This window comes from Chromobacterium sp. HL1 (genome assembly GCF_057418835.1).
Window position 1 is genome coordinate 2,433,585 of record NZ_CP162399.1, and the last position, 24,934, is coordinate 2,458,518.

Sequence of the window (24,934 nt, forward strand, 5' to 3'; positions counted from 1 at the left end):
CAAGACCGGGAGGCCGCATGGGTTTCAGCACAAATGAAAAAGACAAGATGGTGGCTTTGAAAGGCGTGGGCGCCACCGTGGTTTCAAGGCTGGAGCAAATCGGCTTTTCTTCCTTGCCGCAACTGGCGGACCAGGACCCTGCCTTGCTGACCCGCCAGATCGCCGACATGATGGGCTCCAGCTGCTGGCACAACAGCCCGCAGGCCAGGGCCGCGATCCAGGCCGTCGTCGATCTGGCGCGAGCGGAGCGCGGCCAGGCCGCGGCGGCGGATCTTGACCCGATCGCCAGATAGGCAGGCCGCCAAGCTAGCTGCGCACTTTTGCCCGATCCGGTATATTGATTCTCATGCTCCAACCGCCTCCCCGTTCGGCCCGCGCTCAAACGCGCGGACGCCGCCGGAGGCATCAAATAGCTGGCAAACCCTTTAAGGCCAGTGAAATCAAAGGTTTAAGCCAAACATGCTATTGATGATCGACAACTACGACTCCTTCACCTACAACCTGGTCCAGTACTTCGGCGAACTGGGCCAGGAAGTCAAGGTGTTCCGCAACGACGAAATCGGCTTGCAGCAAATCGAAGCGCTGCAGCCCAAATACCTGGTGATCTCCCCCGGTCCCTGCACGCCCAACGAGGCCGGCGTTTCGGTGCCGGCCATCCGGCACTTCGCCGGCAAACTGCCCATCATGGGCGTATGCCTGGGCCATCAGGGCATAGGCCAGGCTTTCGGCGGCCGCATCGTCCACGCCAAACAACTGATGCACGGCAAGGTGTCGCCGGTCAAACACCGCGATGTCGGCATGTTCCGCGGCCTGCCCAATCCCGTGACCTGCACCCGCTATCACTCGCTGGTGATCGAGCGCGAGACGCTGCCGGACTGCCTGGACGTCACCGCCTGGACCGACGACGGCGAAATCATGGGCGTGCGCCACAAGACGCTGCCGATCGAAGGCGTGCAGTTCCACCCGGAATCCATCCTCACCGATCACGGCCACACGATGCTGGACAATTTTCTGAAAGAGTTCGCCTGATGAAGAGGATGTTGATGCTGGCCGCCCTGGCGCTGCCGGCCGTCTGCGGCGCCGGCGCGCTGGACGACTGCATGCGGGCCGAGGCGCAAAGCCCGGCCGTGTCCGTCTGTCTGCAACAGCGCTTGAGCAAGGCCGAGGCCGAGCTGAGCCGCGGCGAGAACCAGGCCGCCGCGGCGATGCGCGAACTGGACCAGATCACCGGCAACCGCTACCGCGCCCGGCTGGCGCTCAGCCAATCCGGCCGCGCCTTCAAGACCTATCTGGACAAGCAGTGCCGCTGGGTGGCCAGCAGCTACGCCAGCGGCAACGGCGCGGATCAGGCGCGGACCGCCTGCCGCGTCGATCTGATCGAGCAGCGCCTCTCCCAACTGGCGGCGCACGCCGGCAATTGAATCACCGGACGGCGAGCCTTCGCGCGACGCCGCCCACGCAAGCAAAAGGACTCCCCCGATGATTACCCCGCAGGCCGCGCTGAACCGTCTGATCGACGGCAACGAGCTGTTCTATGACGAAATGCTGGACTTGATGCGCCAGATCATGCGCGGCGAACTGACGCCGGCGCAAACCGCGGCCATCCTGATCGGCCTGCGCGTCAAGGTGGAGTCGGTGTTGGAAATCGCCGCCGCCGCCACGGTGATGCGCGAGTTCGCCACCCCGGTGCCCATCAGCCAACGCGACCACCTGGTGGACACCTGCGGCACCGGCGGCGACAAATCGCATACCTTCAATATCTCCACCACCTCCGCCTTCGTCGCCGCGGCGGCCGGCGCCCGCGTGGCCAAGCACGGCGGCCGCTCGGTGTCGTCCAGCTCCGGCAGCGCCGACGTGCTGGAGTCGCTGGGCGTCAAGCTGAGCTTGAACACCGAGCAAGTGGGCCGTTGCGTCGACGAAATCGGCATCGGCTTCATGTTCGCCCCCAACCACCACACCGCGATGCGCCACGTGGCCCCCATCCGCAAGGAGCTGGGCGCCCGCACCATCTTCAACATCCTGGGGCCGCTGACCAATCCGGCCGACGCCGAAAACCAGTTGATGGGCGTGTTCCACCCGGACCTGGTGGGCATCCAGGCGCGGGTGCTGAAACAGCTGGGCAGCCGCCACGCGCTGATCGTGCACGGCCTGGACGGCCTGGACGAGCTGACCCTATCCGGCCCCAGCATGGTGGCTGAACTAAAGAACGGGCAAATCGAAGAGTACGAGCTGGACCCGCGCGAACTGGGCCTGGACTTCGCCGAACTCAAGCAGTTGCGCGCGGACACCGCCGCCGCCTCGCGCGACATTCTGCTGTCGGTGCTTGACGGCCAAGCCGGCCCGGCGCGCGACATCGTCTGCCTCAACGCCGCCGCCGCCATCTACACGGCCGGCGTTTCCCCTACCCTGGCCGACGGTGTTACCATGGCGCGCGAAGCGCTCGACTCCGGACAGGCGCGCGCCAAGCTGGACCAATTGATCAGCCTGAGCGCCGCGCTGGCCGCCTGAGCCCCTAATTTCCGACGCGGAGCACCGCCGCTCCGCGCGCCTCTTTCATTTCGATTGCATAAGAACGCCATGAGCAAACTGTCCAAAGACATCTTCAAGGCCTATGACATCCGCGGCATCGTCGGCAAGACTCTGACCAATGAAGTCGCCCGCCAGATCGGCCAGGCCGTCGGGTCCGAAGCCAAGGCCCGCAAAGTGAAAACCGTTGTGGTCGGCCGCGACGGCCGCCTGTCCGGCCCGGATCTGTGCCAGGCGCTGGCCGAAGGCATCCAGGCCGCCGGCGTCGACGTGATCGACGTCGGCCGCGTCGCCACCCCCATGCTGTACTTCGCCGCTCACGAGCTGGGTTCGGTGTCCGGCGTCATGGTCACCGGCAGCCACAACCCGCCGGACTACAACGGCTTCAAGATGATGCTGGCCGGCAACACCCTGGCCGGCGACGACATCCAGAAGCTGTACCAGCGCATCGTCGACGGCGATCTCGCCAGCGGCGAAGGCGGCTACGGCACCCACGACATCGCGGAAGCCTATCTGGATCGCATCACCTCCGACATCAAGCTGGAGCGCCCGCTCAACATCGTGGTGGACTGCGGCAACGGCGTGCCCGGCGCTTTCGCCCCGGTGCTGTTCCGCCGCCTGGGCTGCCGCGTGCGCGAGTTGTTCTGCGACGTGGACGGCAATTTCCCCAATCACCACCCGGATCCGGCCAAGCCGGAAAACCTGCAGGACGTGATCGACGCGCTGCAGAAGACCGACGCCGAAATCGGCCTGGCCTTCGACGGCGACGGCGACCGCCTGGGCGTGGTGACCAAGGACGGCACCATCATCTGGCCGGACCGCCAGCTGATGCTGTTCGCCGCCGACGTGCTGGAGCGCAACCCCAAGGCCAAGATCATCTACGACGTGAAATCCACCCGTCTGCTCAAGCCCTGGATCAAACAGAACGGCGGCGTGCCGGTGATGGCGCGCACCGGTCACAGCTTCATCAAGGCCAAAATCAAGGAAACCGGCGCGCTGCTGGCCGGCGAGATGAGCGGCCACGTCTTCTTCAAGGAGCGCTGGTACGGCTTCGACGACGGCATGTACGCCGGCGCCCGCCTGCTGGAAGTGCTGTCCCGCGTGGACGACCCGAGCGAACTGCTCAACGCCTTGCCCAATGCGGTGTCCACGCCGGAATTGAATCTGAAAATGGCCAAGGAAGGCGAAAACCACGCCTTGATCGCCAAGCTGCAGGCTTCCGCCCGCTTCGACGGCGCCGAAGAGGTCAACACCCTGGACGGCCTGCGCGTGGAATACAAGGACGGCTTCGGCCTGGCGCGCGCCTCCAACACCACGCCGGTGATCGTGCTGCGCTTCGAGGCCGACAACGACGCGGCGCTGGAACGCATCAAGGGCGACTTCCGCCGCGTGCTGGGCACCGCCACCGACGCCAAGCTGCCGTTCTGACGCCGACGGCCCAGCCACATTGACCGCGCTCCGCGCGAGCGCGAACCCACACCGCCGGGGACATGGCCGCCGCCATGTCCCTGTTGTATTGAAAGGAAAACCATGTACGCCCAGGCTGCATCCAGCTTCAACACCTTGCGCGACCTGCTGCGTTTCGCCGTGTCCCGCTTCAACGACGCCGGCCTGTTCTACGGCCACGGCACCCAGAACGCCTACGACGAAGCCGCCTATCTGACGCTGTCCGCGCTCAAGCTGCCGGTGGACCAGCTCGAGCCCTTCCTGGACGCCAAGCTGCTGCCCACCGAGGTCAAGGACGTGATCGACATGATCGAGCGCCGCGCCGAACAGCGCGTGCCGGTGGCCTATCTGACCCACGAAGCCTGGCAGGGCGATTTCAACTTCTACGTGGACGAACGCGTGCTGGTGCCGCGCTCCTTCATCTACGAACTGCTGGGCGAACCGCTGCAGCCGTGGATCGAACACCCGGAGCTGGTCCAACGCGCGCTGGACCTGTGCACCGGCTCCGGCTGCCTGGCGATTCAATTGGCTCACCACTACCCGGACGCGGAAATCGACGCGGTGGACATTTCGCTGGACGCGCTGGAAGTGGCTGCCATCAATGTGCAGAACTACGGCCTGGACGAGCGCGTGCAGCTGATCCACACCGATATGTTCGAGGGCATCGAGGACAAGTACGATCTGATCATCTCCAACCCGCCCTATGTCGACGCCGAATCGGTGGACGCCTTGCCGCCGGAATACCTGCACGAACCGGAACTGGCGCTGGGCTCCGGCGAAGACGGCCTGGACGCCACCCGCGAAATCCTGCGCCGCGCGCCGGACTTCCTGAACGACAAGGGCGTGCTGCTGGTGGAAATCGGCCACAACCGCGACATGCTGGAAGAATGCTTCCCCACCCTGCCCTTCATGTGGATGGAAACCGAAAGCGGCGACGGCTTCGTCTTCCTGATCACCCGCGAGGATCTGGTGGCCGGCCTGGCCGCCGACGCGCAGTAAAAACGTGTCAAAGTCCGCTGCGCTTCAGCGGAATTGTTGGACAAGGGCGTGGAAAACGCCAAGCTTCGGCTAAGAACCTGTTCATAGTCTGCTGTGCTTCGGCGATACGGCGTTGAAAACATCCTCAAAATGCTCATGTACCACTTGTACATTCCGCTTTTTCGCTTGTTTTCGCCTTGTCTCGCCATTGCTCGCGAGACTTTGAACAGGCTCTAAGGAGAAAACCGGCGACACCCTTGCGGATGTCGCCGGTTTTTTGCGACCGCTAGCCCTTGGACTGAACCGCGCCCGGATGCAGTTCGCGCCAGATCTGCTCGGCCCGCTCCGCCGCCGCGGCTTTCTGCCCGGCGTTCAACTGCCGGTAGTCCTTGGTGGTCAGAAACCAGTCCGCGCTCAGCGCGTCCCCGGCTCGCCGCGCCACCAGATTCCAGGCCGCGGCCTCCAAGGGCTGCCGCTCCAGCAGATAGCTCTCGGAGATCATCGCCGCCGCATGCCGGTTGCCCAGCCGATACGCTTGCTGCAAGGCGGCGCGCGCCTCCTCGCGGTAACGCATCTCCGGCTCGAAGCCCGGCCGCTGCGGCTTGCCGTCCAGCTCGAACAAATAGCGTTCGGCCAGATGGGTCAGGGCCTGGACATTGCCGGCGGCGGCCAGCTTGCGCAAGTCGGCCAGGGACATCCGGTAGAAGCGCTCGTCGATGGCATAGCCCAGCTGGCGCAAGGCCTGCTTGCGCTGGCGTTCGGCCTTGCTCTCCGGCAAGGGCTCCGCCGGGGCCGCGGCCGGCGGCGGGCCGTCGCCCACCGCGAAGCTCAGGCCCTGGTAAGCCCGCGCCGGACCGGCGCCCTTGGCCGGCGCGGCTGTCCCCGATTGAGCGGCGACAAAGGCCGCAGGAGCCTCCGGCGCCGGCTCGCTCAGACCCAGCCGCGCGCGGACCGGCTCAGGCAGGCTGAGCCAGGCCAAGCCCAGCAAGGCCAGCCCGCCGGCCAGCCCCCACGCTCGCTTGCCCATTATCGATCAGATCGAGTTCAGGCAAGCGTTGAGGCCGTTGGCGTGGCCGTAGCGCGAATAGTAATCGCGCTGCGACGGCGTGCCGTGCTCGCCGTAATCGGCGGCGTTGCGCGCCGAAGCCACCGCGTTCTCGATGAAGCTCGGATAACGCAGATTGGTTTCGGCGTACTTGGCGAAAGTGCCGCCCACGCAGTCGGCCTGCAGCTCCTGCATCGGCGCCTGACGGTAGATGTTATGGGTGAACTGGATGGAATGGCCCCATTCGTGCGCCAGGATGAACTTGGCCACATAGTTGCCATAGCTGTTTTCCTGCTGCTGCAGGAAGCCGGTGCCCACGCTGATGGTGTAAGGACCGCACGCCATCGCGCTGAGTTGAGGCTCGCGGCAGGCATACTGGTTGACGTAGACCGTCGGCCGCGCGTAGCCGCCGAGGAAGCCGCGGATCTCATTGGCGCTGGACTGGATATAACTGTTGTTCACCGGGGCTGCCACCACCGGGGAAGACAGACCGCCCAACACGGAAACCGCCATCAGACTGGCTTGAATCAAAGCTTTCATGACTAACTCTCCTTATGTTGTTCACAACGGAGATTTAGTTATGGTAAATGATTTGGTATTTACAAAGTTATTTTGCAATTCCAAATGAATATTTATGCAGTGAAAAATTACCTTGTCACGACAAACCGCATATGAAAAAGTGACGGGTTGCCCAAAAGCAAGCCGTCACTTTCAAAAAAACGCGCGTCAAACGCCGTCTCAGCCGCTCAGGCCAACCCTTCAAAGCCGTAATTGCGCAACAACATGAAGGCGGTGAACAACATCACCAGACCGATCACGCAATCCAGCACCCGCCAGCTTTGCGGCCGCTGGAACAAGGGGGCCAGCTTGCCGGCGAAGCAGCCGATGCCGCCGAACCACAGCACCGAGGCGCTGAGGCTGCCCAAGAGGAAGGACGGCGCGGCGCTCTCGCCGTAGATGGCGGACACGCCGCCGATCAACACCACGGTGTCCAGCCAGGTATAGGGATTGAGCAGGGTCACCGCCAGCACGGTGCGGATGGCGCGCTTGCGGTCCCGCTCCACGCCGCCGGCCAGCGACATCGCGCCCGGCGTCAGCGCGGAACGGAAGGCCTTATAGCCCAGCCACAGGATGAAGCCCACGCCCAGCCAGGTCACGGTGACGATGAAGCCGGGAATGGCGTTGAGCAGCTTGCCCACCCCCATCACCCCGCAGGCGATCAGAAACACGTCGGCGACGATGCAGATGACGATGATGGGCAGGATGTGGCTGCGGCCTATGCCCTGCCGCAGCACGAAGGCATTCTGCGGCCCAATGCCGACGATCTGCCCGATGGATAGCCCAAGGGCAGACAGATAAACGCTGAAGTTGAACACGTACCGCTCCCGGAAAGTTTGGACACAGACTAAGGGAGCGACGCATCAAAGTAAAACTAATAAAAATTATTATATATAAGCTGAATTAATACTTACCCGCCGCTCCCAATCCGCGATCCACGCCGGCAAGTGCTTGGGGTCCACCGGAGGCGAAATCTCGTAACCCTGCCCGTCCAGGCAGCCTATTTCCAGCAGACGGTCCCAGATAGCCCGGCTCTCCACGCCCTCCACCACCAGCTTGCGGCCGGTGTAATGGGCGAAGGACACCATGCTGCGGATGATGGCCTCATTGCCCGGCGTATCCAGCAGCAGCCGGACGAAGCGCTGATCGATCTTGATGGTGTCGAAGGGCAGCTGCTGCAAATGCACCAGCGAGGACGCGCCGGTGCCGAAATCGTCCAAGGCGATGGACAGGCCCAGGTCGCGGCAATGCTCCAGCTTGGCGGTGATCTGCTCCGCCTCCTGCTGGGTCACGCTCTCCAGCACCTCCAGCTCCAGATAACCGGCCGGCAAGGGGTAGGCCTGCAACAAGGCCTGGATGCCGGGCACGAAGCCCTCGTGTTTCAAGGTGATGGCGGACAGATTGACGCTGACCGGAATATGGCGGCCGTCCGCCAGCCATTCGCCGGACTGGCGCAAGGCCTCGCGCAGCACCCACCAGTCCAGCTCCCGCATCAGATCGGTGTTTTCTATCGCCGGGAAGAAGGCGCCCGGCATTTCCAGCCGGCCGTCCCGGCGCCAGCGCACCAGCGCTTCCACGCCCTCGATGCGGTTGTCGCGCAGATTGATCTTGGGCTGGTAGAACAGCGCCAGTTCATCGCGGGCGATGGCCACGGCGAAGGCGTTGCGCACCGCGTGCATGTGCTGGATTTCTTCGTCCATGGTCACATGGTAGTAACGGCAGTGGCCGCCGCCGGCTTCCTTGGCCCGACTCAGCGCCAGCTCGCCGCGCCGCAGCAGCGCCGCGGCGTCGCTGCGCCCGTTCACCGGCTCCACCACGATGCCCATGCTGCAACGGGTGTGGATCACCACCCCCATGCAGTCCACCGGCTGCTGCAGACTGCCCATCAGGCTGTCCACCAGTTGGTCCAGCTGCTCGTGACGGTCGCTGCAGGCGACAAAGCGCGAAGCGCCCACCCTGCCGACGTAGCCATAGGGATAGATGCAGCGCCGCAGCCGGTTGGCCACTTCGCACAGCACCGCGTCCCCGCCCTCGTGGCCCAGGCGGGCGTTGATTTCGTGAAAGCCCTCGATGGACAGCACCAGCACCGCCAGCCGCGCGTTGGCGCGGCGGATCTGCAGCTGCTTGTTGATGTGTTCCTTCATCAGGTGCCGGTTGGGCAGGCCGGTCAGCGGATCGTGGAAGGACAGGAAGGCCAGTTCGGATTCGGCGCGATGGCTGCGCTCCAGCGCGTCCTGGCGCTCCAGCGCGCGGCTGATCTCCCGCGCCATGGTGTCCACCAGCGCCACCTTGGTGTCGTCGAAAAACCCCGGCTGGCCGGAGTAAAGCGACAAGGTGCCGATCACCTGCTCGCGCAGCGTCAGCGGCGCCACCAGCGCGCTGCGCACATTCCTGGCGTTGAGCACCCGCATCCACGGCTGCATCGACGGGTCTTCGCCGCAGTCGTTGACCACCTGGACCGCCAGGCCGCGGATGGCCCGGCCGCTGGGGCCGCGGCCATGCAGGCTTTCGGACAGCGCGGAGACTTGCAGCCGGGGAATGAAGGCTTCGGCGTGGACGCCGGCCATCGCCGCCGGGCGCACGCACTGGGAGTCGGCGTCCAAGAGGCCCACCCAGGCATGGGAGAAATCGCCCTCGCGGACGCAGACGTCGCAAATCGCCTGGAACAGTTCGCGGCGCTCAGAGCAGCGCACCAGGGCCATGCTGACCCCGCTGAGAGTGGCGTACAGGCCGGACATGGTCTGCAAATGGCGGTGCTTGCTGTCCACCGCCTCCTGCAAGGACTGCTGGTGGCCGTGCAGTTGCAGCATCTGGTCCAGCAGAATGCGCTTGCGCAAGAGCCGCGACAGCGCGGCAAGCTCGTCCAGGGCCAGCCCGGCCTCGGTCAAGCGCGCCAGGAAATGCGCCTGGCAGCGCTCGTAAGCGCCCACCACCCACATCAGGCCCACGCCCAGCTGGCGCATCAAACGCCCTTGCTCCACCACGCGCCGGGCGGCGCGTCCGTTGACCGGGCGGGTCAGCATCCGCTCGCAATATTGCAATAAGGCGTCCACCAGCGAATCGATGCCGCCCGGCAGGCGCTCGCTCAGCAGCGCCAGCGTGTCCGGGCATTTCATCGCATACCAGTAGAACTCCTTGCCCAAGGCCTCCTTGCGCGACAACAACAACGGAGCATGGGCGCTGAGCGTCGCCATATGATCCGCCCGAACTCCGATAAAACGGCACATGCCATCCAATAGTGCCTTATTATCTGCTTGCATCTTCAACATGCCTGTCATTGGCCATGAGCCGCCGGCGCCAGCCGATCAGAACCGTCGCCGCCAGCCGCTCTAATTATTTTTATGCCGCCACCGCGTGCAGGCAAACCTTTGCACCGTCCGTGTTCGGACGAAGCAGCACAACATGCCATAGGTGGCGGCGATAAGGCAAGAAACACCGTGGAATTATCACGGCAAGGACGTAAAAACATGCTTGATCCGAAACAACTGGAAACCTTATCGGCCGTCGCCGAAACCGGAGGCTTCGACAAGGCGGCCAAAAAGCTGTTCCTGACTCAGTCCGCCATTTCTCAACGCATCCGCCAGCTGGAAGAACAACTGGGCCAGCCGGTGCTGACCCGCACCATCCCGGCCGAACCCACCGAGGCCGGCCGCCAGCTGCTGCAATACTTCCGCCAGATCAGCCTGATGGAAAACCAGCTGATGAACACCCTGCTGCCCAGCGGGCCGCGGCCGGAGTTCACCACCCTCGCCATCGCCGTCAACGCCGACAGCCTGGCCACCTGGTTCTTGCAGGCGGTGCAGCCGGTGCTGGACAGCCAGCCGGTGCTGCTGGACATCATGGTGGACGATCAGGATTACACCCATGAGTTGATGCGCGCCGGCCACGTGGTCGGCTGCGTCAGCACCCGGCCGCAGCCTATCCAGGGCGGCGACAGTCTGTTCCTGGGCCATATGCGCTATCTATGCGTCGCCACCCACGATTTCGCCCGCCGCTACTTTCCGGACGGCGTCACCGAAACGGCGCTGGCCGCCGCGCCCACCATTCTGTACAGCCGCAAGGACGACGTGCACCGCGAATTCCTGCTGCACACCGTGTCCTATCACGGCGGCTTCCCCTATCTGACGGTGCCCACGCCGCAGGGCTTCGTCGAAATCACCCGCCAGGGCCTGGCCTACAGCCTGCTGCCCGAACTGATGCTGGAAGACGACATCGCCTCCGGCCGGCTGATCGACCTGTTTCCGCAGCAGCATCTGGACATTCCGCTGTATTGGCACCACTGGCGGGTGGAGTCGGCCTTGTCGCAGGCGCTGGCCGACGCGATGGCGCGGCATTGCCGGGACCACCTGCGCCAATGACCAGTCGGCGCTGCTTGCGCCGGAGCGGACGCCTCTGCTGTACTGAAGCCGGACGCGCGCGCCGCGGCGGGATATTGACAGCCCGGCCGCGCGCGGCGCAACATGCCACGCCAACCGCAACGGAGGCAATATGACCGGCAACACACCCAACAACGAGCAATGGGCCGAGTTGGAAATGGCCGCCCGCCTGGCGGCTCGCCAGGCTTATGTCCCTTACAGCAAGTTCGCCGTCGGCGCCGCCATTCTGGACGGCGCCGGCAAGATCCATATCGGCTGCAATGTGGAAAACGCCTCCTACGGCCTGACCAATTGCGCCGAGCGCACCGCGATCTACGCCGCGCGCGCCAACCACGGCATCCAGGATGTCCTGGCGGTCTGCATTTACACCCCCACCGCCACGCCTACGCCGCCCTGCGGCGCCTGCCGCCAGGTGCTGAACGAGTTCGGCCCGTCCATGCGCGTGCGCGCCATCTGCGACGGCGAGGATCAGATAGACACCACGCTGAAAGTGCTGCTGCCGGGCGCTTTCGGGCCCAAGAACCTCAAGGACGCGAGCTAAAGCCCGCTCACGGCGCGCGCGGCGCCGGCCTCAGCTGGTAGCCGCGCTGCCGCAGCTGGCGCACCAAGCCCTGGGGGCCGGCCAGATGCAGCGCGCCCACCGCCACGAACAGCCGCTTTGAAGCCGCCCAGTCGTCTATGCGGCGCGCCATCGCCAGATTGCGGCGGTCCAGCATTTCATGCTGGGTCCAGGCGCTGAGCCGCGGATAGCCGGGCAGCGCCACCAAGGCCTGCAAGGCGTCCAGATCGCCGCGTTCCCAAGCTGAAATCAAATCCCGGTAATAACGATCCGCCTCCTCCGCGCCCTGCCATTCGGCGCTCTGACGCACCCATTCGCGCAGCGCCGGCGCCGGCATCTCAAACAATAAACGGCTCTGCTGGCCGGCCGTTTCCAGGGCCAGCACCGGCCGCCTGGCCGCGCGCGCCATCTCCAGCAACATCGCTTCGCGGCTGTGCTGCGCCTGCTGCCCCATGCGCTGGTATTCCCGCAGCGCCAGCTGCATCAGCCACAGGCTGGGCGCCAGGCCGCGCGCCTGCTCGCGCGCCACGCCCATCTGATCCAACTGACTCAGCAAGGAGTCCCGGCTGGCGGCGTCCAGCTGCCGCCACTGCCTGGGCGCGGCGGCGCCGGCCAGCGCCGTCACCTCGGCCACCGCCGCCTCCGCCGTCGGGTCCAATTCCAGCACCAGCGCGTCGCTAGCGCTCAGCGCCTGTTTCAAGCCCCAGTCCGGCGCGTCGGAGCCGGGCCGGCCCACATGCATGGTGCCGTACAGATAATGGGTGCGGCCCTGCTTGCTGAAGGTGAACAAGGGGCCGTAGGCCGGCGCCGCCGCGGCCAAGGCCGCCGGCAGAAGCCAGCACAGCGCCAGCCAGACGCCCCAAAGGCAATGCCATCGTTTCATGTCTGCGATCCAAATCAAAACCGGTCAAGGATACCAGCTTGGCGCCTTCCCGCCGGCGCGCTTTCAAGCCCTTGCCGCGCCAAAGCCCGGCCACTTGCAAGCGGCGCTTCAAATAAGTAATTGCCCCGAGGCAAAAACTGTTCTTTAGGACAGTTCGAAAGCTTTGCGGTTTGCTAATCCGAATACACCGCCTCACCGCCAGCCTTAGCCACTCCCGTCTCGGCCGCGCCGGAACGGCGTTCGCATCGAGGAGAACGACATGGCTCGCGTCCGCAAAGACATCTTGAAAATGAGCAATCCCTGGGACCCCACCGTGCTGTGGTACGCGCGCGCGGTGCGGGAAATGCAGAAACGCCCGATCAAGGATCCCACCAGCTGGCGTTACCTGGCCGCCATCCACGGCTTCGATTCCCAGCTCTGGCAACAACACGGTTATCTGCAAGCCGGCGAAGCGCTGCCCAGCACAGCCGATCAGAACACCTACTGGCGGCAATGCCAGCACCAGAGCTGGTATTTCATGCCCTGGCACCGCGGCTATCTGGCGGCCTTCGAAGCCATTGTGCTGGCGGAGATCGTCAAGCTGGGCGGCCCCGCCGACTGGGCCTTGCCCTATTGGAACTACAGCGACGGCGCCAACGCCAAGGCGCGCGACCTGCCCACCTGTTTCCAGTCCAAGACCTTGCCGGACGGCGGCGCCAATCCCTTGTGGCTGGCCCAACGCTACGGCTGGAACAACCAGCCCAATCACATCACGCTGCGCCCGGAAACCGTGCAGCTCACCGCCTTGAAGGACGCGCAGTTCATCGGCACCGCCAACGGCATTCCGCCGGGCTACGGCGGGCCGCAAACGCCGTTCTGGCACGGCGGCGGCAATAGCGGCGGGCTGGAAAACCTGCCGCACAATCCGGTGCACACCAATATCGGCGGCCGCAACGGCCTGATGTCGGACCCGGACCTCGCCGGCCTGGACCCGGTGTTCTGGATCCACCACTCCAATATCGACCGGCTGTGGCAGGTATGGCTCAATCGCAATCCCGGCCACAAAAACCCCAGCAACGACAATTGGCTGGAAGGCCCGGTCAACCGCAAGTTCGCGATGCCGCGCCCCAACGGCAGCGGCTACACCTTTGTCGCCAAGGACATGCTCAACACCCAGGCGCCAAACCTGAACTACGTCTACCAGGACGTATCGGACCCTCTCGGCGGCGCCAGCCGTGTCGCGCAGCGCATGCAGACGCTGGCGGCCATCCATCCCGACACCGCGGCGGCAAACACCATGGCGAACAATCCGAAAACCGAACTGCTGGGCGCCAACGCGGCGGCGATCAAACTGGGCAACAACACCGTCCACGCGCAGATGCAGCTGGACAACGACGCCAAGAACAAGGTGCTGAGCAGCTTCCAGGCCAGCCAGGCCGCCGCCCGCCAGTTCAAGGCCCAGCCAGACGCCGCGCCGCAAGAGCCGGACCGCGTCTTTCTCAGCCTGGAGAACATCCGCTGCAAAGTGGACGGCGGCACGTTCAACGTCTACGTCGGCCTGCCCCAGGGCGCCGACCCGGCGCAACACCCGCAGAACCTGGCCGGCACCATCGCGCTGTTCGGCGCGCGCAAGGCCTCGCTGGCCGAGCACGGCGGCAACGGCGTCAGCCAGACGCTGGAGATCACCGACATCGTGGACCGCATGTGTCAAAGCCAGACGCTGGACACGGCGCCGATGGGGGTGCAATTGGTGCCGGTGTCCGACATCGAGGACGACGACGAGGTGACGATAGGCCGCATCAGCGTCTACCGCCACGGCCAGTAAGCGTCCATGCCGGTCAAGACCCTGATCGCCGCGCTGCGGGACACGCCCTGGCCGCTGTGCTGCGCCAGCCTCTTGGGTTGGCTCGGCCTGATCGCCCTGGAGCGGCGGCTGACCGCGCCGGGTTATTGCGGCGCCTGGGTTCTGGAGCGTCCCGGCGGCGGCTGGGGCGCGCTGACCGGCGCGCTGTGGCTGAACCCGCCGGCGCAATGGTTGCCGTCCTGGCTGTTGATGCTGCTGGCAATGATGGCGCCGCTGCTGGCCGACCCGCTGCGGCAACTGTGGCTGCGCAGCCTGGCGCGCAAGCGCGCGCTGGCGCTGGCCATGTTCTGCTGCGGCTATCTACTGCCCTGGCTCGTCGCCGGCCTGCTGCTGCACCTGCTCGGCCTGGCGCTGCTGACCTTCAGCGCCGCGCCGTGGCAGGCCTTCGTCGTCGCCTGCGGCGTCGCGGGGCTCTGGCAGGCGGCGCCGCAGCGGCTGCGCTGCCTGCAAGCCTGCCACCGCCAGCCCAGGCTGTCGCCGTTCGGCTGGCCGGCCGCGCTGTCGGCGCTGCGCGCCGGCCTCGCCGCCGGCGTCTGGTGCGCGGGCGCCTGCTGGGCCTGGATGTTGCCGCCTTTGCTCGCGGGGCCAGGGCATCTGCCCTTGATGGCGGCGATCGGCCTGTGGCTGCTGCTGGAACGCCGCCGGCCGGAGGGCGCGCCGCCCTTGTTGTCCATCCCCAAAGCTTGGCGCCCAGGCGGGCGCGAGCGCCCGGCCGGCGGCGTGAAAGGCCATGCGGCGGAAAACCCCTAGCGCCAAAGACAACGGCCCGCGATTGCGGGCCGTTTCAGCGCGTTCTCAGCCAAGCGGCGGATTCAAGACACTGCGGCAATGATCCCTAAACGCTTTCCTTAACGGCGCTCCGCCGCGATGGCCTGCGCCACCGCCTCCGCCACCTTGATGCCGTCCACCCCGGCGGACAGAATCCCCCCGGCGTAGCCGGCACCCTCGCCGGCCGGGTACAGGCCGCGCACGTTCAAGCTCTGGCAATCCTCGCCGCGGGTGATGCGCAGCGGCGAGCTGGTGCGGGTTTCCACCCCGGTCAGCACCGCGTCGTGCATATCGTAGCCGCGGATTTTCTTGCCGAACTCCGGCAGCGCCTCGCGCATCGCCGCGATGCAATAATCCGGCAAGGCCGCGGCCAGATCGGTCCAGTGCACGCCGGGTTGATAGGACGGCGGCACCGAACCCACCTGGGTGGACGGCTTGCCGGCCAGGAAATCGCCCACCAGCTGCGCCGGCGCTTCGTAAGTGCCGCCGCCCAGCACATAGGCGCGGCTTTCCAGCTCGCGCTGGAAGGCGATGCCGGCCAGCGGATCGCCCGGATAATCGTCCGGACCGATGCTGACCACCAGGCCGGAATTGGCGTTGCGCTCGGCGCGCGAGTATTGGCTCATGCCGTTGGTCACCACGCGGCCCTCTTCCGAGGTGGCGGCCACCACCTGGCCGCCCGGGCACATGCAGAAGCTGTACACCGCCCGGCCGTTGCCGGCGTGGTGCACCAGCTTGTAATCCGCCGCGCCCAATAGCGGGTGGCCGGCGTATTTGCCCCAGCGCGCCTTGTCGATCAGCGTCTGCGGGTGTTCGATGCGGAAGCCCACCGAGAACGGCTTGGCTTCCATATACACACCGTGGCCGTGCAGCATCTCGAAACTGTCGCGCGCGCTGTGGCCCAGGGCCAGCACGATGTGATCGGCGCGGATCTGCTCGCCGCTGGCCAAGGTCAGACCGCGCGCCACTTTGCGCCCGTCCGGACCGTCTTCCAGATGAATGTCGGCGACGCGCTGCTGGAAGCGGATTTCGCCGCCCAGCTCCTCGATCTCGGCGCGCATTTTTTCCACCATGCTCACCAGGCGGAAGGTGCCGATATGCGGCTTGGCCACGTAGAGGATTTCCTCCGGCGCGCCGGCTTTGACGAACTCGGTCAGCACCTTGCGGCCCAGATGACGCGGGTCCTTGATCTGGCTGTACAGTTTGCCGTCGGAGAAGGTGCCGGCGCCGCCTTCGCCGAATTGCACATTGGACTCGGGGTTCAAGACCTTGTTGCGCCACAGGCCCCAGGTGTCCTTGGTGCGCTCGCGCACCTTCTTGCCGCGCTCCAGCACGATGGGCTTGAAGCCCATCTGCGCCAACAGCAGCGCGGCGAAGATGCCACAGGGGCCGAAACCCACCACCACCGGGCGGCGCTCCAGGTTTTCCGGCGCCTGCCCCACATAGTGATATTGGGTGTCCGGCGTCGGCATCACGTGCTTGTCGGCCTTGAAGCGGGCCAGCAGACGGGCTTCGTTGGCCACGTCGATGTCGACGATGTAGGCCAGGTTCATCATGCCCTTGCGCGCGTCGTAGCTGCGCTTGAAGACGACGACCTGGCGGATGTCCTGCTCCGGCACGCCCAGATAAGCCGCGATCGCGGCGTTCAGTTCTTCCGGAGCGTGTTCCAGCGGCAGTTTCAATTCGGTAATGCGCAACATCTTGAATTCCAGTACGGGTTGGTGTCTATTCAACGAGGCGGTATTGTAGCGGCAAACCGCTCTTAACCCTATCGCCAAGACACAAACTTCCCGTAAGAATCTGTTCGCCTGCCTGCCGCGCGCCGTCTACCGCGCTACACCTGGAATCCGGCCACCGTCTGCCGCAGGCCGCCGGTCACCTCGTCCATGCTCTGAATGCCGCTGGACGCCTGGGTGGCGGCGGCGGCGTTGCCGGCGGCCACCTGGGCGATCTGCTCCACGTGGCGGGCGATGTCCTGGCTGGCCACACCTTGCTCCTGCAGCGCATGGGAGATATCGCGCACCACTTGCACCACCTGGCCGGCGCTGCCGCGTATCTGCTGAATCATCTCCCCGCCCTGCTCGGCCAGCGCCAGCCCGGCGCGCACCCGCTCCACGGTCTGGCTCATATTGGCGCGCGACTGATCGGAACTGAGCTGGATCTCGTCTATCATGCCGGCGATCTCCTCGGTGGCCTGCGCGGTGCGTTCGGACAGTTTGCGCACCTCGTCCGCCACCACCGCGAAACCGCGGCCGGTTTCGCCGGCGCGCGCCGCCTCGATCGCCGCGTTCAGGGCCAGGAGATTGGTCTGATCGGCAATGTCCTTGATCACCTGCATGATGCTGGAGATGGTGGCGGTCTTGTCCGCCAGCGCCGAGATCGCCCCGGCGGTGAGGTCCACCGTCTCGCTGATGCCCTTCATCTCCGCCACGGCCTTGGCGATCACTTCGCCGCCCTCGTCCGACAAGCTGCCGGACTGCTGCGACACCTGGCGCGCGTCCTGCGCGTATTGGGAGATGTGGTTGATGCTCACCGTCAGCTCTTCGATCGACGCCGCCATCGAAGTGGCGCTCTCGCTTTGCTGCTGGGAGTTGTCCGCCACCGCCTGCGCGCCGGTCACCACCTCCTCGCTCAGCCGCCCCAGTTCGCCGGCGCTGGCCACGATGTCGGCCACCATCTGCCGCAAAGCCTGCTGCATATGGGCGATATTGGCCATCAGGCTGTCCGCGTCGCCCGCCCGCACCGGCACCGGCACATCCAGCCGCCCGCCGGCGATTTCCCGCACCACGGCCGCGGTCTGCGCCGGCTCCGCGCCCAATTGCCGCATCACGCTGCGGAACAGCCACCAGCCCAGGCCGCCGCACACCGCGGCGATCAGCAGCACCTGGACCGCCACGCCCAGCAATTGCACACGCAAGGCCGCCCAGACGTCGTCCATATACAGGCCGGTGCCCACCACCCAGCCCCAGCGCGGGCTGGACTGCAAATACGCCAGCTTGGGCTGCGGCTCCGCCGAGCCGGGCTTGTCCCAGACGAATTCCGCGAAGCCCTTGCCCTGCCCCTGCCTCAGGGTCTGGTCGAACTTGTCGCCCAGGCTGCTGCCGCTGGAATCCTTGACCGCGTGCATATCCTTGCCCACCAGCTTGGGGTTGACCCCGTGCGCCAGCCAGACCAGCCCCTTGTCCAGGGTGAAAAAATACTCCTTGCCGGCGAAACGCAGCCGGGTCAGCGCCAGCAGCGCCTGGCGCTGCGCCTCCGCCTCCGGCATGGCGCCGGCCGCCGCCCGCTCCTCGTAATTGGCCACCAGGCTCAAGGCGTTCTCCACCTGGCCGCGGATCAGATCCTGCCGGTCCGCCATCATTTGCTGATGCATGCTGCGCAGCACCAGGCCGCCCAGCAGACAAGTCAACGCGATCACGCTAAAAATCAATAACAACAAACGCTGCTTCAAGGAAAGGCCCGCTTGCATGATGTCTCCAAAAATCGCTGACGAGGCGGCAAACCGGGTCGCAGGCATGCCGCGGCGGTCCGGTTTATTCGCTGGTTTTATTAAGCAAACCCAAATAATACACCCGTCATTAATCAGCTGACCATGATTAATGACATATGCTTGATTTGCGTCAGTCGCAAGCGGCCCGGCCAGGAGCATGACTTGACCGCTTCGCGATACCGCATCGATTTTATATTTTACAAATGTAATATCTACAAATAAAATATACACAGATGTAAAACATGGATAGACAGATGAAGCCGTTTTCCGCCACCCTCGCCCTTGCCGGCGCGCTCCTGCTCAGCGCCTGCGCCCAAATGGACGCCGTCAAACCGCAGTCCCAGCTCAAAACGCCGCCCGCCGTGAACGCGCCCTGGGCCGGCATGCCCGCGGCGGCCTGGTGGCGGCAATGGCGGGATCCCCAACTGGAGCGGCTGATCCGCCAGGCCTTGCAGGACAACCCCGGCCTGCGCGGCGCCGAGGCGCGGCTGCGCCAGGCTCAGGCGCTGAGCGAGGTCAGCGCCGCCGCCTCCCAGCCGCAAATCAACGCGCAATGGCAAAGCACCCGGCAGCTGCACGCGGAGAAAAACCTGGTGGCGCCGGCGGGTCACGGCAACTACGACTGGCAGACACGCGCCGCCGTCAACCTCAGCTACGATCTGGACGCCTGGGGGCGCGAACGCCAGGCGCTGTCCGCCTCGCTGAGCGACGCCCAGATGGCCGCGGCCGACGCCCGGCTGAGCGCGCTGAACCTGGAGAGCGCCATCATCCGCGGCTATCTGCAGCTGGCCGAGCAATATCAGCAGCGAGATCTGGCGGCGGCGGAGCTGGAACAGCAGCAGGCGCTGCTGGACCTCAGCCTGCGCCGCAAGGCCGCCGGGCTGGCCGCCCAGCCGGAGGTGGAACAGCAGCGCGGCAGGCTGCCGGCCGGCCGCGTCCAGCTGGCTCAAATCGACGAACGCATCGCCACCCTGGGCAATCAGCTGGCCGCGCTCAGCGGGCAAGCGCCCGACGCTGGAAACCGGCCGACGCGCCCCGCGCTGCGTCTGGACCAGGCGCTGGACCCGCTCGCCGCGGTGCCGGCCCAATTGCTGGGCCGGCGGCCGGACCTGAGCGCGCAACGCTGGCGGGTGGAGGCCGAGGCCGCGCGCATCAAGGTCGCCCGCGCCGCCTTCTATCCCAATATCAATCTCAGCGCCTTCGCCGGCTATCAGGCGATAGGCTTCGCCGACTTGCTGTCCCCGGCCTCCGTTCTGCGCGGCTTCGCCCCGGCGATCAGCCTGCCGATATTCGAAGGTGGCCGCCTGCGCGGCCAGCTGCGCGCCCAAACCGCCGCCTACGATCAGGCGGTGGAAAGCTACAACGCCGCCTTGATCAACGCCCTGAGCGAAACCGCCAGCGCCATCGTCCGCGCCCGCTCCGCGGACCAGCAAAGCCGGCAGGCCGAACAGGCGCTGGACGCCGCCAGCCGCGAACGGGCGCTGGCCGAACAGGCTTACCGCGCCGGCCTCAGCGATCAGAGCGCGGTGCGCCAGCTGCGGCTGAACGAGCTGTCCGCCCGGCAAAAGCGCGCTCAGGCCCAAGCCCAGCGCCTGGACAGCTACGCCGCGCTGATGGCCGCGCTGGGCGGCGGCGTCGAATCCCCCAATCCCATCGTCGGCGGAGAAAGCCCATGAGCCACTTCGAAGAAACCCGCAAACGCCTGCTCCGCGTCAAGACCAGAATTCCGGAATTTCCGCTGGCGCTGCTGACCTTGACGCGGCTGAACTACCATGTGCAAAAACGCCTTCAGGACCTGACCAACGCCGCCCTGCGCAAACACGGGCTGACCGAGAGCAGCTATCTGGTGCTGGCGGTGCTCTACGGCTCCGAGCAAGAGACGACGACGCCCGGCTCTCTGGCGGAAACCTGCTCGCAAAAACCGGCCAATATGACCCGCATCTGCAACGACCTGGAAAAGCAGGGCCTGATCCATCGCGGCGGCCTGAGCGACGATCGCCGCGCGGTCGCCGTCACCCTCAGCGACGCCGGCCGCGAACGCATCCGCAAGCTGCTGCCCGATGTCTGGGGCAATCTGGGCAATACCTTCGCCGGCTTCAGCGCCGAGGAAATGCAGCAGCAGGAACAGTTCTACCTGCGCCAGCTCAGCAATTTGAACCAGGCGGCGCCCAACGATGAGCACGACTAGCCTCGCCGCCCGGCGCCGCTGGCTGGGCCGGGCGCTGCGCGGCGCCGGACAGGACTGGCTGCGGCAGGAGGGCGAGCGCTGGATCTTCATCCTCAAGACGCTGCTGGCCTGCTTCGCCGCGCTGTGGCTGGCCTTCCGCCTGGGCTTCGATTCGCCGGGCACCGCGCTGATCACCGTGCTCATCGTCGGTTCGCCGCAAAGCGGCCTGGTGCTGGAAAAAGGCTTTTACCGGCTCTTGGGCACGCTGGCCGGCTGCGCGGCGGCCTTGATCCTGGTCGGCATGCTGGCCTCGCAGCCGGTCTTGCTGCTGGCGGCGCTGTCGCTCTGGATAGGCCTGTGCGCCGGCTGCGCCACCTTGTACCGCAACTCGCGCTCCTACGGTTTCGTGCTGGCCGGCTACACCGCCTGCATCATCGCGCTGCCGGCCATCGGCCGCCCGCTGACGGTGTTCGACCTGGCGGTGACCCGGGTCTCGGAAATCTCGCTGGGCCTGATCTGCAGCGCGGTGGTCTACGACATCGTGTTTCCGCGCTACCAGGCGGAGCTGGTGGTCAGCAATGTGCGCGGCCGCTATCTGCGCTTCATCCTGCTGTGCCAGGACGCGCTGGCGCAGAAGCTGCACGCCAGCGACCTTGAGCAGGCCCAGCTCAAGTTCGCCGCCGACATCGCCGCGCTGGAGGCCGGCCGCGCCACCGCCTTTTTCGAAGCCGGACACGTGCGTTCGCGCAGCAATCAGCTGCACGCCTTCAACGCCACCTTCATGGCCGCGCTGACCACCTTCCACACCCTGCACCGGCAAATGGAGCGGCTGCGCCGCGACGCGGACTCCCCGCTGCCCAGCCTGCTGCTGCCGCTGTTCTCCGAGGTGGCCGCCGTGCTCAGCGGCGTCGACGGCCCGGCGCGCAACGCCGCGGAAGCCCGGGACACCGAGGCGCAGCTGGGCCGGCTCCGCGCCGGCTGGCCGCGCCGCATAGACGCCGCCCGCGCGCTGCTGCCGGGCGGCGAGCGGGCCGAGCACTGGCGGATAGACTTCGACACCGCCACCGAGCTACTGAGCCGCTTCATCGAGGAAATGCACGCCTTCGTCGGCGTCTACCACGGCTTCGCCAGCAAGACGCCGCAGCAGATCGACGCGCTGGCCGCCTATGTGCCGGGCACGCCGCTGCCGGTGGCCGTCGCCGGCGGCGTGCGCGCGGCGCTGACCCTGGGCACCCTGTCCGTCGCCTGGTATTGGCTGGCCTGGCCCAGCGCGCTGGAGGCGGTGCTGCTGGCCACCGTGCTCTGCGGTCTCGCCGCCTCCTCGCCGCGGCCGGTGCTGATGGTCAAACAATTCCTGACCGGCTTCGCGCTGGGCACGCCGCTGGCCTATGTCAGCCTGTTCTGGCTGCTGAGCGAGGGCAACGGCTTCCCGATACTGATGCTGGGCCTGCTGCCCTTCCTGGCGCTGGGCAGCTATCTGAAATGCCTGCCCAAATACGCCGGCGTCGGCGCCGGCATGACCATCGTGCTGGCCAGCGCCGTCAATCCGCAAAACCCGATGAATTACGACATCGTGGCCTTTCTCAACAACGGCATCGCCCGCATCCTCGGGCTGGCGCTGGCGGCGGCCTTCTTCCAGCTGGTGCTGCCCGAGCACACCATGGGTTCGCCGCGCCACATCGCCGCCGCCTTGTGGCGGGAAGCGCGCCGCGCCTGCGACGCCAAGCTGCCCCACTTGAAGCAGCGCTACGAGAACCGCATCCGCGACCTGCTCAATCTGCTGAACACGCTGAGCCCGGCCCAGGCCGAACTGAAACAGGCGATCACCGCCCAGGCCATCACCTTGCTGGAGCTGGGCCTGGCGGTGATCAATCTGCGCGCGCTGACCGCGGAATCGCCGTCGCCGCAGTTGCGCGCCGATCTGGAACACACGGTGGCACAGCTGGAACGCTATTTCGCCGCGCCGTCGCCGGAACGGCTGCAACAGGCCATCGCCACCATGCGTGCGGCCGGGCCGGCGCTGCGCGCCCATCTGGCGCTGGCGGAACCCGAACGCGCCGCACGCATCCAGCGGGCGCTGACCGATCTGCACCTGATCCACACCTCATTGCTGGACGTGGCCGAAGCCGCCGCAACCGCTGCGCAAGGAACTGAGCATGACTCGTGAAATCGCCGTATTCGGCATCCTGATCCCCACCCTGCTGCCGTTGTTCCTGTTCAGCCTGCTGTGCCAGGCCGGGCTGGACTGGCTGCTGGGCCGGGCCGGTCTTTACCGCCGGGTCTGGCACCCGGCCTTATTCCGCCTCAGCCTGCTGATCTGCGTGTTCAGCGGCCTGGCTCTGCTGCTGTACTGAATACGCCTCCGGCCCACCCCGAACACCCTTCCGGATAATCAATATGCGAATCAACACTCTCATCCGCTACCTGATCACCTTGCTACTGCTGGCGCTCGCCGTCTGGCTGGGCAAGGCGCTGTGGGACCACTACATGCACTCGCCGTGGACCCGCGACGGGCGCGTGCGCGCCGACGTGATCACGCTCTCCGCCGACGTGGCCGGCCTGGTGACCCAGGTAGCGGTCAAGGACAACCAGCCGGTGCGCAAGGGCGACGTGCTCTTCGTCGTCGACCGCAGCCGCTACGCGGCGGCGCTGACCCAGGCCGAGGCCGCGCTGGAGGGGCAGCGCACCGAGAAAAACCGCCGCGGCAAGGAGGCGGCGCGTCGCGACGGCCTGGACAGCGCCGTGGTGTCCGCCGAAAACCGCGAAACCGCGGCCTTCGCCGCCGCCGCGGCCGGCTCCCAATACCAGGCGGCGCTGGCGGCGCGCGATCTGGCCCGGCTCAATCTGGAACGCACCGTGATGCGCGCCCCGGTGGACGGCTATGTGACCAATCTCAATGTCCATGCCGGCGACTTCGCCGCCGTCGGCGCGCCCAAGCTGGCGCTGATAGACCGCAACTCCTATCGCGTGGAAGGCTATTTCGAGGAAACCAAGCTGCCGATGCTCAAACCCGGCGCCAAGGTGGAGATCACCCTGCTCAGCGGCGGCCCGACCCTGAGCGGCCGCGTCGCCAGCATCGCCCGCGGCATCACCGACCGCGACGCCGGCACCGGCCGCGAACTGCTGGCTGACGTCAATCCCACTTTCAACTGGGTGCGACTGGCGCAGCGGGTGCCGGTGCGCATCGAGCTGGACGCGCTGCCGGCCGGGCAGCTGCTGGTGGCTGGCACCACCTGCACCGTGGTGGTGCGCTAGCTCCGCGACAAGCATGAAAAATGGGGCCGTTGGCCCCATTTTTCATTTCCCCACTGAGCCGCTGTTACAGCCGCCGCGCGCGGAAGGTATCGCACTGCGCCATGTCGCCGCTGTCGAAGCCGCGGCGGAACCAGCGCACCCGCTGCTCGCCGCTGCCGTGAGTGAAGGAGTCCGGCACCACTTCGCGGCCGGCCGAACGCTGTAAGGCGTCGTCGCCTATCCTGGCCGCGGCGTTCAGCGCCGTCTCCAGATCGCCCTGCTCCAGAATTCGTCTCGCCTGGTCCGCATGACGTCCCCACACCCCTGCCAGGCAGTCCGCCTGCAGCTCCTGACGCACCGACAAAGCGTTGGCGCGCCGCTCGTCGCTGCGCGCCATCTCTTCGTCCACCTTCGCGGAAATGCCAAGCTGATGCTGGACATGATGTCCGACTTCATGCGCAATTACATAAGCTTGGGCAAACTCGCCCGGCGCGCCCAATTCACGGCCCAGTGTCTGGAAAAATGATAAGTCGATGTAGATTTTCTCGTCCCCGGGACAGTAGAACGGACCGATGGCCGCGTCGCCTCGACCGCAGGCCGTGGGCGTCGCCCCGCTGAACATCACCAGCTTGGGCGGCCGGTAACGCTGGCCCTGAGCTTCGAACAAGGGCTGCCACACATCCTCGGTATCCGCCAGCATCACGCGGATGAACTTGGCGTCGCGGTCGTCCGCCGCGCTGGCCCTGGCTGGCGCCTGCTGTTCGGCCGCCGGCTCCATCTCGCTGATCAGATTGATCACCGTTATCGGATTGACGTCGAACACCAGCCAGGCCACCAGGCCGATCAAGACCGCGCCGATGCCGAACGCCCCGCCGCCGCCCCCGCCGCGTTCGCCGCGGCGGTCTTCCACATTATCGCTTTCCCGGTTCCCATCCCAACGCATGCCCAATCCTCCCAAGTCCATTCTCGCCCGCTCAGGCCGCTTCGCCGCGGAGCCTTAGAACAAGGACATCAAAAAGCCCCGCATACTACGCGTTTGACTTGAAACCGGCCAGACCCGC

23 protein-coding genes are annotated in these 24,934 nt (G+C 66.1%); 15 read left to right on the forward strand and 8 right to left on the reverse strand.

The window, feature by feature from the left end:
• Positions 1–17: 17 nt before the first annotated feature.
• The 6 genes from AB1Z25_RS11005 (at position 18) to prmB (ending at position 4,971) form a co-directional block, all read left to right on the forward strand.
• Positions 18–293 carry a recombinase RecA gene (locus tag AB1Z25_RS11005; RefSeq protein WP_486637257.1) on the forward strand — a complete coding sequence of 92 codons (276 nt, stop codon included), beginning with the start codon at positions 18–20 and terminating at the stop codon, positions 291–293.
• Positions 294–459: 166 nt separating this feature from the next.
• Positions 460–1,029 carry an aminodeoxychorismate/anthranilate synthase component II gene (locus tag AB1Z25_RS11010; protein WP_486637258.1) on the forward strand — a complete coding sequence of 190 codons (570 nt, stop codon included), beginning with the start codon at positions 460–462 and terminating at the stop codon, positions 1,027–1,029.
• Positions 1,029–1,421: a lysozyme inhibitor LprI family protein gene (locus AB1Z25_RS11015; RefSeq protein WP_227103268.1), complete on the forward strand. Its 393-nt coding sequence runs from the start codon at positions 1,029–1,031 to the stop codon at positions 1,419–1,421. Before AB1Z25_RS11010 ends, AB1Z25_RS11015 begins: the two co-directional genes overlap by 1 nt.
• Positions 1,422–1,479: 58 nt before the next feature.
• Positions 1,480–2,508, forward strand: coding sequence for an anthranilate phosphoribosyltransferase (gene trpD, locus AB1Z25_RS11020; protein WP_486637259.1), 1,029 nt, complete (start codon positions 1,480–1,482; stop codon positions 2,506–2,508).
• Positions 2,509–2,577: 69 nt separating this feature from the next.
• The gene (locus AB1Z25_RS11025) at positions 2,578–3,954 is read left to right on the forward strand and encodes a phosphomannomutase/phosphoglucomutase (protein ID WP_107798911.1); all 1,377 of its coding nucleotides are present in this window, start codon (positions 2,578–2,580) and stop codon (positions 3,952–3,954) included.
• Between the two features lie 102 nt (positions 3,955–4,056).
• Positions 4,057–4,971, forward strand: a complete 915-nt coding sequence (gene prmB, locus AB1Z25_RS11030; RefSeq protein WP_107798910.1) for a 50S ribosomal protein L3 N(5)-glutamine methyltransferase — start codon at positions 4,057–4,059, stop codon at positions 4,969–4,971.
• 265 nt (positions 4,972–5,236) lie between these two features.
• On the opposite strand, the gene AB1Z25_RS11035 is transcribed toward prmB, so the two are convergent.
• The 4 genes from AB1Z25_RS11035 to AB1Z25_RS11050 all read right to left on the reverse strand — a co-directional run bounded on the left by AB1Z25_RS11035 (position 5,237) and on the right by AB1Z25_RS11050 (position 9,831).
• Complete coding sequence (locus AB1Z25_RS11035; protein ID WP_253313656.1) at positions 5,237–5,977, reverse strand: hypothetical protein; 741 nt, start codon at positions 5,975–5,977, stop codon at positions 5,237–5,239.
• A 6-nt stretch (positions 5,978–5,983) separates the two neighbouring features.
• Positions 5,984–6,535: a neutral zinc metallopeptidase gene (locus tag AB1Z25_RS11040; protein ID WP_227103273.1), complete on the reverse strand. Its 552-nt coding sequence runs from the start codon at positions 6,533–6,535 to the stop codon at positions 5,984–5,986.
• A 206-nt stretch (positions 6,536–6,741) separates the two neighbouring features.
• Positions 6,742–7,371, reverse strand: coding sequence for a LysE/ArgO family amino acid transporter (locus AB1Z25_RS11045; protein WP_486637260.1), 630 nt, complete (start codon positions 7,369–7,371; stop codon positions 6,742–6,744).
• 69 nt (positions 7,372–7,440) lie between these two features.
• Positions 7,441–9,831, reverse strand: a complete 2,391-nt coding sequence (locus AB1Z25_RS11050; RefSeq protein ID WP_107798906.1) for an EAL domain-containing protein — start codon at positions 9,829–9,831, stop codon at positions 7,441–7,443.
• 189 nt (positions 9,832–10,020) lie between these two features.
• On the opposite strand from AB1Z25_RS11050, the gene AB1Z25_RS11055 reads away from it, so the two are divergent.
• The gene (locus AB1Z25_RS11055; RefSeq protein WP_486637261.1) at positions 10,021–10,911 is read left to right on the forward strand and encodes a LysR family transcriptional regulator ArgP; all 891 of its coding nucleotides are present in this window, start codon (positions 10,021–10,023) and stop codon (positions 10,909–10,911) included.
• Between the two features lie 130 nt (positions 10,912–11,041).
• Positions 11,042–11,470: a cytidine deaminase gene (locus AB1Z25_RS11060; RefSeq protein ID WP_107798904.1), complete on the forward strand. Its 429-nt coding sequence runs from the start codon at positions 11,042–11,044 to the stop codon at positions 11,468–11,470.
• Between the two features lie 7 nt (positions 11,471–11,477).
• Here the strand turns inward: AB1Z25_RS11060 and AB1Z25_RS11065 are convergent, their stop codons facing one another.
• Complete coding sequence (locus tag AB1Z25_RS11065; protein ID WP_107798903.1) at positions 11,478–12,371, reverse strand: TraB/GumN family protein; 894 nt, start codon at positions 12,369–12,371, stop codon at positions 11,478–11,480.
• 259 nt (positions 12,372–12,630) lie between these two features.
• Here AB1Z25_RS11065 and AB1Z25_RS11070 point away from each other — a divergent pair, with 259 nt between their 5' ends.
• Together AB1Z25_RS11070 and AB1Z25_RS11075 are read left to right on the forward strand one after the other, a co-directional pair.
• On the forward strand, positions 12,631–14,175 hold the full coding sequence (locus AB1Z25_RS11070) for a tyrosinase family protein (protein WP_486637262.1): 1,545 nt from the start codon (positions 12,631–12,633) through the stop codon (positions 14,173–14,175).
• A gap of 6 nt (positions 14,176–14,181) precedes the next feature.
• A complete protein-coding gene (locus AB1Z25_RS11075; protein WP_486637263.1) occupies positions 14,182–14,964 on the forward strand; it encodes a copper chaperone in 783 nt (260 codons plus the stop codon).
• A gap of 98 nt (positions 14,965–15,062) precedes the next feature.
• On the opposite strand, the gene AB1Z25_RS11080 is transcribed toward AB1Z25_RS11075, so the two are convergent.
• Positions 15,063–16,682: an NAD(P)/FAD-dependent oxidoreductase gene (locus tag AB1Z25_RS11080; RefSeq protein ID WP_107798900.1), complete on the reverse strand. Its 1,620-nt coding sequence runs from the start codon at positions 16,680–16,682 to the stop codon at positions 15,063–15,065.
• A 134-nt stretch (positions 16,683–16,816) separates the two neighbouring features.
• Positions 16,817–18,451, reverse strand: coding sequence for a methyl-accepting chemotaxis protein (locus tag AB1Z25_RS11085; protein WP_107798899.1), 1,635 nt, complete (start codon positions 18,449–18,451; stop codon positions 16,817–16,819).
• 275 nt (positions 18,452–18,726) lie between these two features.
• On the opposite strand from AB1Z25_RS11085, the gene AB1Z25_RS11090 reads away from it, so the two are divergent.
• Genes AB1Z25_RS11090 through AB1Z25_RS11110 form a run of 5 tightly spaced genes read left to right on the forward strand, consistent with a single transcriptional unit; the run spans position 18,727 to position 23,894 of the window.
• Positions 18,727–20,148 (forward strand): efflux transporter outer membrane subunit, encoded by a 1,422-nt coding sequence (locus tag AB1Z25_RS11090; RefSeq protein WP_486637264.1) that lies wholly within the window; start codon positions 18,727–18,729, stop codon positions 20,146–20,148.
• Complete coding sequence (locus AB1Z25_RS11095; RefSeq protein ID WP_235088484.1) at positions 20,145–20,660, forward strand: MarR family winged helix-turn-helix transcriptional regulator; 516 nt, start codon at positions 20,145–20,147, stop codon at positions 20,658–20,660. The genes AB1Z25_RS11090 and AB1Z25_RS11095 overlap by 4 nt, the downstream gene beginning before the upstream one ends.
• On the forward strand, positions 20,647–22,806 hold the full coding sequence (locus AB1Z25_RS11100) for an FUSC family protein (protein WP_486637265.1): 2,160 nt from the start codon (positions 20,647–20,649) through the stop codon (positions 22,804–22,806). Before AB1Z25_RS11095 ends, AB1Z25_RS11100 begins: the two co-directional genes overlap by 14 nt.
• On the forward strand, positions 22,796–22,993 hold the full coding sequence (locus AB1Z25_RS11105) for a DUF1656 domain-containing protein (RefSeq protein ID WP_107798895.1): 198 nt from the start codon (positions 22,796–22,798) through the stop codon (positions 22,991–22,993). Before AB1Z25_RS11100 ends, AB1Z25_RS11105 begins: the two co-directional genes overlap by 11 nt.
• Positions 22,994–23,036: 43 nt before the next feature.
• Positions 23,037–23,894: an efflux RND transporter periplasmic adaptor subunit gene (locus AB1Z25_RS11110; protein ID WP_486637266.1), complete on the forward strand. Its 858-nt coding sequence runs from the start codon at positions 23,037–23,039 to the stop codon at positions 23,892–23,894.
• 64 nt (positions 23,895–23,958) lie between these two features.
• Here the strand turns inward: AB1Z25_RS11110 and ypfJ are convergent, their stop codons facing one another.
• Positions 23,959–24,816, reverse strand: a complete 858-nt coding sequence (ypfJ, locus tag AB1Z25_RS11115; protein WP_486637267.1) for a KPN_02809 family neutral zinc metallopeptidase — start codon at positions 24,814–24,816, stop codon at positions 23,959–23,961.
• Positions 24,817–24,934 lie beyond the last annotated feature (118 nt).